The 9,303-nt window shown below is 36.8% G+C and carries 10 protein-coding genes; 3 read left to right on the forward strand and 7 right to left on the reverse strand.

Annotated features, from left to right (window positions below):
* Positions 1-707: 707 nt before the first annotated feature.
* Positions 708-1,700, reverse strand: coding sequence for a transposase (locus tag N477_RS25165; RefSeq protein WP_196760696.1), 993 nt, complete (start codon positions 1,698-1,700; stop codon positions 708-710).
* An 88-nt stretch (positions 1,701-1,788) separates the two neighbouring features.
* Here N477_RS25165 and N477_RS25170 point away from each other — a divergent pair, with 88 nt between their 5' ends.
* Positions 1,789-2,382 carry an IS30 family transposase gene (locus N477_RS25170; RefSeq protein WP_231098175.1) on the forward strand — a complete coding sequence of 198 codons (594 nt, stop codon included), beginning with the start codon at positions 1,789-1,791 and terminating at the stop codon, positions 2,380-2,382.
* Positions 2,383-3,003: 621 nt separating this feature from the next.
* Here the strand turns inward: N477_RS25170 and N477_RS25180 are convergent.
* The 3 genes from N477_RS25180 to N477_RS25190 form a co-directional block, all read right to left on the reverse strand.
* Positions 3,004-3,525 (reverse strand): hypothetical protein, encoded by a 522-nt coding sequence (locus N477_RS25180; RefSeq protein ID WP_063364250.1) that lies wholly within the window; start codon positions 3,523-3,525, stop codon positions 3,004-3,006.
* 130 nt (positions 3,526-3,655) lie between these two features.
* Entirely contained in the window at positions 3,656-4,030 is a 375-nt protein-coding gene (locus N477_RS25185) for a hypothetical protein (RefSeq protein ID WP_063364251.1), read from the reverse strand.
* Between the two features lie 512 nt (positions 4,031-4,542).
* Positions 4,543-4,947, reverse strand: coding sequence for an MAPEG family protein (locus N477_RS25190; protein WP_063364252.1), 405 nt, complete (start codon positions 4,945-4,947; stop codon positions 4,543-4,545).
* A gap of 864 nt (positions 4,948-5,811) precedes the next feature.
* On the opposite strand from N477_RS25190, the gene N477_RS25195 reads away from it, so the two are divergent.
* Both N477_RS25195 and N477_RS25200 read left to right on the forward strand, forming a co-directional pair.
* Positions 5,812-6,813: a winged helix-turn-helix domain-containing protein gene (locus N477_RS25195; protein WP_063364253.1), complete on the forward strand. Its 1,002-nt coding sequence runs from the start codon at positions 5,812-5,814 to the stop codon at positions 6,811-6,813.
* A gap of 123 nt (positions 6,814-6,936) precedes the next feature.
* Positions 6,937-7,707 carry a DsbC family protein gene (locus N477_RS25200; protein ID WP_063364254.1) on the forward strand — a complete coding sequence of 257 codons (771 nt, stop codon included), beginning with the start codon at positions 6,937-6,939 and terminating at the stop codon, positions 7,705-7,707.
* A gap of 138 nt (positions 7,708-7,845) precedes the next feature.
* Here N477_RS25200 and N477_RS25205 read toward each other — a convergent pair whose 3' ends face one another.
* The 3 genes from N477_RS25205 to N477_RS26395 all read right to left on the reverse strand — a co-directional run bounded on the left by N477_RS25205 (position 7,846) and on the right by N477_RS26395 (position 9,150).
* Positions 7,846-8,208 (reverse strand): hypothetical protein, encoded by a 363-nt coding sequence (locus tag N477_RS25205; RefSeq protein ID WP_063364255.1) that lies wholly within the window; start codon positions 8,206-8,208, stop codon positions 7,846-7,848.
* Between the two features lie 109 nt (positions 8,209-8,317).
* On the reverse strand, positions 8,318-8,833 hold the full coding sequence (locus N477_RS25210) for a demethoxyubiquinone hydroxylase family protein (protein ID WP_063364256.1): 516 nt from the start codon (positions 8,831-8,833) through the stop codon (positions 8,318-8,320).
* A 140-nt stretch (positions 8,834-8,973) separates the two neighbouring features.
* On the reverse strand, positions 8,974-9,150 hold the full coding sequence (locus N477_RS26395) for a hypothetical protein (protein WP_196760697.1): 177 nt from the start codon (positions 9,148-9,150) through the stop codon (positions 8,974-8,976).
* Positions 9,151-9,303: the final 153 nt, after the last annotated feature.

A 9,303-nucleotide genomic window follows, 5' to 3' on the forward strand; every position in this document is an offset into this window, starting at 1 on the left:
TTAGGAAACAAGGCCGTTTTGATTTGCCAAGCAATGGAAAAAACTGAATAACATGCCTATTTTTTTCCCTGCTGGCAATATTGTAATCCATTAGATAGATAAAAATTTTCTTAATATGGATAGAAAAATTAGGACAGACACTTTTAAATTAGAATCGAATCATAGCCGCCCACCTGAGAGTTTTATGCATAGGGAAAACTATAATAACCCACCTTATGGTGGCAATAAATTTAAATTAGGAATATTTTCATTTCAATAAGCTATTGTAAAAAATAGTAAAAAATAGAGGACAGATAAAAAATAGAGGACAGACACTTTTAAAACCCGAATTCAAGTTCCAAGTGCATCACTTACATTATCAAGTGAAAAGGCTTATTTCGGCGTCTGATAATCTAAACTTTTTCTGGGTCGGTTATTAATTTTATGTACAACTTTTAGTAGCTCATTATCAGTTATAGTCGAGAAGTCAGTTTTTTTGGGAAATACCGACGAATTAGGCCATTTGCATTTTCATTTGTCCCTAGTAAAAAACTAGGACAGACACTTTTAAATTAAAATCGAATCATAGCCGCCCACCTGAGAGTTTTATGCATAGGGAAAACTATAATAACCCACCTTATGGTAGCAATAAATTTAACTTAGGAATATTTTCATTTCAATAAGCTATTGAGAACTAGATTGGAAAGAGAGGCATATACAAAACTCGGTTACCCTACTCCTTTATACCAATTCATGTCATTTTTAGCTGCATGCGCTCTTAATACCGTTTGCGAACCTGCAAAGTTTCCATAATAAGTACCATAATTTTGCCCCCTCTCCAGCCAAGTCAATTCTTCAATTTTCAACGATTCAAGAATTTTAGGAATACCTTTTCGTACGCTGCCTTTCTTTTTAGGATGAACATGACGACCCGTCCAATCAACTAGCTCAAGGTAATCCAATAGCGAGAAAGGTATTGTGTTTACGTGCTCCCTCGCACCAAACGGTTTTAGTGATTTAGGTTGTTTAACATAGCTCTTGGCTTCATTTGGATTTGATTTTTTTGAGTTTGATTTGGTGTTTTTAAAGTGCTTTATGCGCTCTTGAATCGATGTAAAGTCGCTATCCTCAAGATTATTTGCCATGTTGGCTCGAATTGGATTTAAGTCCACGTAAACCATGCAACTGAGCAATGCCGTTTCATCTAACAAGGCTTGTGATTTATATCGCCCCTCCCAATATTTACCCGTGCAGCCATCTTCTTTATTTGCTTCTTTTGCAATGTATTCATTGAGGTTTTTCATAAACCAGCTAATGTCATACAGCCTCGCTCGCCACTTTTCAACTAACTCAGATACAAGCAGTTGCTCTGCCTCACTAAGAGCATCACCGTTTCGCTGCTTATCTATGATAGGGCTCCCCTTGTACAACTTATACCATCTAGATATTACCTCATTATCTGACCAACTAAGTGCATGCTGTCTATTCACTTTAACTACCAAATGATAGTGATTGCTCATGATGGCATATGCTGCTATTTCAATCGCAAACACACTGCTTAGCAGTTTTACTCTCTCGACTAACCATGTCCGTCGATGGTCAAAGTTTTTACCTGTATACTTATCTTCTCCACACAAAAAAGCACGGCGTACACACCGTGCTATCAAGTGATAATAAGGCGTCGACGACAAATCTATCAGTGCTTTCCTTGCTCTTGTCATTCCCATGCAACTCAACTTTAAACTGGATATTTAAACAGTAGTTAAATAGCTCGATTTAAGCAATAAATTTGTGCCTGTCCGAAATTAAATGTTACCCAAGCGTCACAAGAAGAGAAAAAAGCAACGTAAATACGGCGACTTACGTGGCAAAATAAAAGGTCGGGTTAGTATCCATGAGAGGCCAGTTATTGTAGAGAAGCGGACTCGTATTGGCGATTGGGAGGGTGATCTTGTTGAAGGAAAAAAAGGGTCTGGATATATAGTTACTCATGTGGATAGAGCTACGAAATACTTAATGGCCCAAAAAATAGAAAGTAAAACAGCGGATGCTTTTAATAAGGCGACACTGTCAATGTTTATGCCTTTAACTCCCTCGAAAAGGCTAACGCTTACACTAGATAATGGTAAAGAATTTTCACTATTCAGCAAGATCGAGGATAGACTAAAAATAGATATCTACTTCGCGGATCCTTATTGCTCATGGCAGCGAGGGACAAATGAAAATACAAATGGTCTTATTCGTCGGTATTTCCCCAAAAAAACTGACTTCTCGACTATAACTGATATTGAGCTACAAAAAGTTGTATATAAAATTAATAACCGACCCAGAAAAAGTTTAGATTATCAGACGCCGAAAGAAGCCTTTTCACTTGATAATTTGAGTGGTGCACTTGGAACTTGAATTCGGGGACTGCTATTTGACTGGCTTCTTATTTGGCTGGTTTGGTTATACATACATTTGTTTGACAAGCAAATCTATAGCGCCAGTTAATGAAACGATAACGACCATGTATCCAATAAAACCTCCAAGAATCTTACTGCCTTTTTTGAAGCCAAATTTAGCGTAGCCATATGCAGGTATACCTACAACGTTTAATAATCCACATAACAATGGGAAAAACTTTAGGTCTTTTACAGAGTTTTCCGTTGCATGTTGTTTACACCAAACAAAACAACAAACCGCAATAAACAAAGTATGAAGCAGAAAGGTTACGCCTTCTTGCCCTTTTGCGTACAGGAAGTAACTGTCGACGAATGCGACTATGACGAATGAGGTAATTATTAAGATTATTGTTTTATTCGATGCTTTCATTTTATATGTACAACATTTTAATCTACAGATAAATATCTGAATAAAACAGCGTAATTTCTGACGCACAACATCGGCTATTCAAATACGTACTTTATTACTCTCAATCATAACAGTAAGTTAAAACGATGCAACTATATTGCAAACTAACTAAGTGCATCAATTGACGCATCGAGAATGGGTTGGTCAGGCATTTTTATAAGATAAAGAAAATTACAGCAATATGTTTGTGCCTGTCTTATTTGGTTTTACTTTTAACTCACCAGTCCAATCTTTCCATGAAATCGACTTGCCAGGTAATGCTATTTTTGAGAAAGGCCAAGCGGCTTGAAGCCAATTTAAAACAGTCTGATAAAGTCTTTTTTCTAACGCAATACTATCATCTCGGATCCAAAAGTAGACTTCACAGTCATAATTTGGTGATTGGCTTGGATCTATATAAACAGAGCCTAGGCATTTTTCCTTTGAATTGTTGAATACGGAATATGCAAAAGCATCTCTTGCTTCAAATTCTTGTTTGTGAATCTTTAAGCTTTCTATATTTTCTTCAAGGGTCATATTAACTTTAGGCCACTCAGTTTCAGGGCCAAATATTCCCTGTAGCCTTTTTTGACTGGACATTACTGCTTCAAAGTCTAATTCCGCAACTTCTTCTTCAAGAACTCTGAAATGAAAATTTTCACTATCAAAAAACATCGGAGGCTTGAATGATTCGGGAATAAAAGGGTTTATCATACTCTGGCTATCCGTAGTTGTTTCACGCCTTACTAAGAGGCGCATAAATGCTTAATTGAAATTAGTGACGAAGGAGCGCAAGACAAGCGCTTTGCATCCTTTTGAGTAGCTGATTAGGTAACGGCTTATTTTAAACATGAACTGAGTTTCCAAGATTAGAAAACATCAAACTCCTTGCTCTTTTGGCAGTAATTCCCCAGTTATCAGTTTCCCAGCGTTTATACCCTTCGTCTGTGAGGTATATTTGAAGCGGAGCAAGCACAAAGTTATTCCAGTTTTCAACGAAATCAAGTGATTCTCTTTTACTGTAATCGTGAAATTCTTCGTTATGATATTTTGTTATGCCTATAGTCCCGTCTGAAATAAGCCTTTTTAATATGTCTTGAACTCTCTTTTCTTTGACACCCCTAGCATCAAATTCGGTTTTAAGTTCATTCACATTGGACTCTTCAGACGCTAGACAAGCAACTAAAAATTGGATTTCGTTCGATGCTAATTCTTCCATGAGTTACCTAATATTTTTATCTACGACAAATATCGCATAACAACAGCTTTTAAAATACGCACTTTATTACTCTCAACCATAACAATAAGCTAAGCATATGTCACCAAATTAGGAATCCTTAAATGACATCAATTGCCGATTAGCAGTAATATTTAAAAATAGTTAGTTGAGCAGACACTTTTATAATATAGAAAGGATTACAGCAATATATTTGGCTTTATCAGAAAAAGCCATAGCCTGTTGATTGAAGGAGAGATAAAAAAGCTCGTCTAACAAATAAGGCGCACTTTTTTAGCGAATACTCACCCAGAACCGAATTTAACACTCAATCAATAAGCCGAATGTATAGGTGCAGTCTCATATCTACTTATCAAAGGTGAACTCGTTGACTGTCGTGGGGCAGCATAACGGGCAAATCATGTTTGACTAAAACTTTGACGAGGCGACAAACGGGAAGCATTAGTTTGTCCCCTGAGAAAGCCGATGAGCATTAATGCGTGTAATTGGCCCCCCTAGAACCAGCGCACTAAACCAGAGAGAAATATGCTAACTAGACCAATTAAAGCAACCCCAAACGCTACGCTTCGTAAAACTTTTAAGTTAGCATAATAGAACACCATATGACCTAATCGGCCAACAAAATAAACCATAGCAGATATATTTACCCAACTAGAATTGGATGAAGACAAAAATGCGAACATTAGGAAAAGTATGAAAATACCTACTGTCTCATTGCTGTTAGCGATAGCACGACTAGAGCGAAATAAAAAATTGTCGTGGCTTTGCTCTACAATCGTGCCAGGGATTTGACCTTTTTTAATACTGACAACATCGGCAACAAGTAGCTGAACTAAAAACATTAAGCCTGTTAAGCCAATAACTAAAATGCTGATTTGATACTGTTCAAACAATTCCATTTTTTAACTCCAAGGCAGGCAATTTGGTAAAAGCCCTGACATTTTTATCTACAATAAATGTTTCATAACAACAGCGTAATGTCTGCCGTATAACAACAGCTTTCCAGATGCGCCATATAATACTTTCAACCATATCAATAAGTTAAACAGATGTCACCAAATTAGGAATCATTAACGAACATCACTTGCCGCATAGCTGAGATATTTAAAAAGAGTAAGTTGAACAGACACTTTTTCAAGATTAAAAGAATTAGGGCAATATATTTGTGCCTGTCCCTTTTGGCTTTTTATGCCAGTTAAATTTGAGCGCTGTTTAGGCCGAAATTAATGTGCCTGTCCCATTTAATTCTAATTTAATTGTCCCATTTAATTGTCCCATTTAATTCTTTTTTAATTACGCACTTTATTCATCTTAACCATAACAACGAGTGAAGCGGATGTCACCAAATTAGGAATAATTAAAGAACATCACTTGCCGCATAGCTGTGATATTTGAAAAGAGTAAGTAGAACAGATACTTTTATAAAATTTAGAAGATTACAGCAATATATTTGTGCAAATCCTATTTGGCTTTATGTCATCTGAAATTTGTGCGAGGCAGACTTTAGCGCTTCTCATCCTTTATTTAAAACATCTTTCATACTGTTATTATTTCTTGCTGCATGGTTCGTTTTATTGAACAGAAAACCTCAAAACACATAAATTTACTTAATTGTTATTGAAATACATAAAGAGAATCTGCGTACAATTACTTTAAAGTACATGCCCAGCCCAATTTAAATGACGTTTAGAAGCTTTACCAACTTGCTTACACATAAATTAAGCACTATAAATGTCATCTATCTTGCGAAAAAAGGATAACGCGTGGCAACTTTTAAATTCTTAGACTTCACCTTTTGTGATCAAAGCTATCGATTATGCCAGTCAGGTAAAACCATTCATATCCGACCTAAAACAGCGCAAGCAATAGAGATGTTTATTAATAATCCTCAAACTCTGATCACCAAAGATGAATTACACACTGCTTTATGGGGCAATTCACAACATCAAGATTACCGCCTTTTTCAAGTGATCAGTGAAATACGTAAGCTCGCGCCCAACAAAAATCTTATTCGCACTCAACCTAATCATGGCTATTACTGGCTAGCTCCTATCGACAAACTCGCAGTAAAAAAGTCAAACAAAGTGGCAAACTATGCCATTGCTGCATGCCTGGCCATTTTTGGTATCAGCTCAACGAGCTTTTTAATTCAAGAAGACAATGCATTTGAGCCTACTTTACCACCAGCTTTTAGCGGCTATACAAATGCAGTTGATGCTTATCGTTCACAAGACTACGCAACAGCTCAAAAATGGCTGGAATTCAGCTTAAAAGAAAACCCTTACTCTCAAGAAGCCAAACTACTGTTAGCCGAGATAAAATTCAGTCAACAGCAGCTAGCCCATGCTAAGCAATTAGCACATGAATTAGTGCTAGAAAATGAATCACAAAGTTATTATCGAGGACAGGCACTTTCTTTATTGAGCAGAATAGCCACGATGCAGCATAACTTTGAAGATGCGCTAGATTTTGCAATTCAAGGAAAAGAATCCGCTGAAGAAGGGTTTGCAATCTGCAGTGCACACATGTTCGAACAACAAATCGCAGCCTTAGTCAGTAAACAGCAAGATAAACCTCTTAACTCGCAGGTACATATACAAATCGACAGTAAAGAGGCCCTATCAAGTAACGCAGAAAACAAAATAGAAAAGAGCGAATATGCGCAACTTTGTAATGAACTTAAAGACTCTGTGACTTCAAAGCTAGATTGTGAAAACGTTGAATATACTGCCCAGTTAATAAGCATAAGACAATTCACAGCTTAGGCGTAAATCAATGATAATTAGGTTAATATATATAATTATAGAAACTTAGAGGCATTTATACTGACATAACATGTGCAGCTCACTTTATAAAGGTATTTACATATCTAATATTGAGAGCAGCCAATGAAAGTATTTAATCGATTATCAATTTTAGCGTTTGCTATTTTACCTTTCACAAGTCCTAATGCAGCATCCGCAGAGATACCTACTAATAAATCATCGAATTACTCAAACCCAGTTCTAAGTGCAAAGCTACATCGAATGCTTGGCCCTAAGGCAAGCTTTGAAATAACTTCATTTAATGACACTTTTGAGCGCGTCACAATCGACAATCAAATCTTACTTGCCAGTAAAGATGGGCAACACTTATTTTGGGGTAAAGTGATCGACACCTCTACAAGCACAGATCTGATTGAACAGGCAAATCAGCATCATAGACAAACACTACTCGCATCTATTCCAAGAGAGAAACTACTCACCTACTCAGCAACTGAAGAACGACATAAAATAACTATTTTTACCGATATTGACTGCCCATTTTGCAGAAAGCTTCACGCTCAAATTAAAGACTTAAACCAGCTAGGTATCAGCGTCGATTATATCATGTTGCCCAGAGGAAAAGCGGGTAGTAAAGCTTTCAATAAAACCGTAAATGCACTGTGCGCCACAAACCCGCAAGCAGCGATGGACTCTGCAATGCATACGGGGCACTTTGAAACAAACATTCAAGCAACTCCAGAATGTATTAACAACCTCAATACTCAAAAAGCGTTGGCGCAAAAATTTGGTTTTAGCGCCACGCCAACCATTTTATTTGCCAATGGAGAAACAGTACCCGGCTTTATAAGTACTGAAGATATTGCAGATATAATTAAGAAAATAAAATCAACTTAAAAAGGGTATTTAGATGTACCCATAGACAGGAAATTTCTGACTAACAGCTAATGCCCACATATGCGGAACAAAATACTTGGCTATAATTGATGATGTACGAACCAAGCCAAGCTTTTGGTTCCGCTCATAATGTGCTTTTTATGTACCGCATTGCAACTTAACAACTTTACCAGACATTATAGTTGCTGTAATTTCACTTTCTCCACCGCCAGCTGTGAATACAAAATTATTGTCAGAGCGTGATTCAGGCATACCTAAATGAAAATATAACTCGTCTTGAGATATGCCTGATTTTAATTCTTCACAAATTGAGTTATTCCTATAGCTTGGTTTGCAAGAACTGGTTTCAGCACAATTTTTATATATGCAAAAGTTGCCATTTGATGCCCACTTTCCTCCTTGTTCTAAACAAGAGTCTTGAAGTAAAAAAGTCTTTGCTGGTTGCCAAGCTAAAGTAATCAAAGCTATAAGAATTAACACCAATGCTAATTGAATTTTCATAGGTACATAACGACCCCTTAAACGGCATAAAATAGCTGGCTAAAATTAGCTAAGAAGAAGCACAAGCCTGATTTTTTGTGTCCATGGTTTTATAGCCTTGTAAGAGCCCCTACAGTTTTGTCGACAGCCAAATTGCGAATTTAGTTGAATATTTAACGACTAACCGAATTGGTGAATAAACTAGTGAGTTAGAGCCATTAAGTAAACCCAAATTTTGATGCGCTTCCTCTTCTTGTTTAATGCTCAATACGGCTTCATAAGCACTCGGGTCGTGTTTGCTTAGGTAGCTGAGCTGCCAGTCCAAGTGATGAAGTACCGTTGATTCAACGGCGTGAGTACAAACCCAAATAGATTTACGCCCCAATAACGCAGTGACTAAACCCAAGAAGTAACCACCAATAGCCCAAAACCAAAGCGCATAACAGTGCCTGACGCTATTTTGTTCGAGCCAACTATTAAACGTATCAAAGTGCTCCTTTTCGTGGTGCAACATATCATCTAATTGTTCGACAATATCCTTGTAAAGAAATTTGGCTACTGTTCGTTGTGCTCGATAAATATTAATTGCACCAAACTCACCAGCATGGTCAACACGAATAATTCTCTGAACTTCTTTGGATGGCATGATGCTAATCTCTAGAGCTTATAATGCTTGCCGTAAACTGCGTAAAATAGCAGACTGAAATTAGCGACGAAAGAGCGCAAGCCTGCTGTTTTGCGCCCATGGTTGAGGCACTGTTTATGTTTTACTTAGCCGTGAGTTCATTAAGCGAATAAATTTTTCAGCCAGTCAAAAGTAAGTACAGTGGTAAATACTTTTAAAGCGATTAAGCCAATAAAAACAAATACAAGAGCAACTTTAACTGCTTTGCTTTCAATCTTATTCCAAAACAGCAATTTAGCTTTTACCTCACTTTTTAGTTCATCCATAGCTTCTTTCATAAAGTTCCTTTTTATTTAATCTTATATTAGTTACTGAGCTTATGTTCCGTAAAACATAACATTTTAATCTACGACAAATGTCGCATAACTACCTTGTAATATCTGCCGTATAACAACAACTTTTTATACCATTCCGCTTAAATATCTGATCTA

The organism is Pseudoalteromonas luteoviolacea H33-S (genome assembly GCF_001625695.1).
GTDB classification, from domain to species: Bacteria; Pseudomonadota; Gammaproteobacteria; order Enterobacterales; family Alteromonadaceae; genus Pseudoalteromonas; species Pseudoalteromonas luteoviolacea_B.

What these genes read in the sequence shown, in the direction of transcription:
- N477_RS25165 (WP_196760696.1), bottom strand. Translation starts at nt 1,700, where the DNA reads ATGACAAGAGCAAGGAAAGCACTGATAGATTTGTCGTCGACGCCTTAT.
- N477_RS25170 (WP_231098175.1), top strand. Translation starts at nt 1,789, where the DNA reads ATGTTACCCAAGCGTCACAAGAAGAGAAAAAAGCAACGTAAATACGGC.
- N477_RS25180 (WP_063364250.1), bottom strand. Translation starts at nt 3,525, where the DNA reads ATGATAAACCCTTTTATTCCCGAATCATTCAAGCCTCCGATGTTTTTT.
- N477_RS25185 (WP_063364251.1), bottom strand. Translation starts at nt 4,030, where the DNA reads ATGGAAGAATTAGCATCGAACGAAATCCAATTTTTAGTTGCTTGTCTA.
- N477_RS25190 (WP_063364252.1), bottom strand. Translation starts at nt 4,947, where the DNA reads ATGGAATTGTTTGAACAGTATCAAATCAGCATTTTAGTTATTGGCTTA.
- N477_RS25200 (WP_063364254.1), top strand. Translation starts at nt 6,937, where the DNA reads ATGAAAGTATTTAATCGATTATCAATTTTAGCGTTTGCTATTTTACCT.
- N477_RS25205 (WP_063364255.1), bottom strand. Translation starts at nt 8,208, where the DNA reads ATGAAAATTCAATTAGCATTGGTGTTAATTCTTATAGCTTTGATTACT.
- N477_RS25210 (WP_063364256.1), bottom strand. Translation starts at nt 8,833, where the DNA reads ATGCCATCCAAAGAAGTTCAGAGAATTATTCGTGTTGACCATGCTGGT.
- N477_RS26395 (WP_196760697.1), bottom strand. Translation starts at nt 9,150, where the DNA reads ATGAAAGAAGCTATGGATGAACTAAAAAGTGAGGTAAAAGCTAAATTG.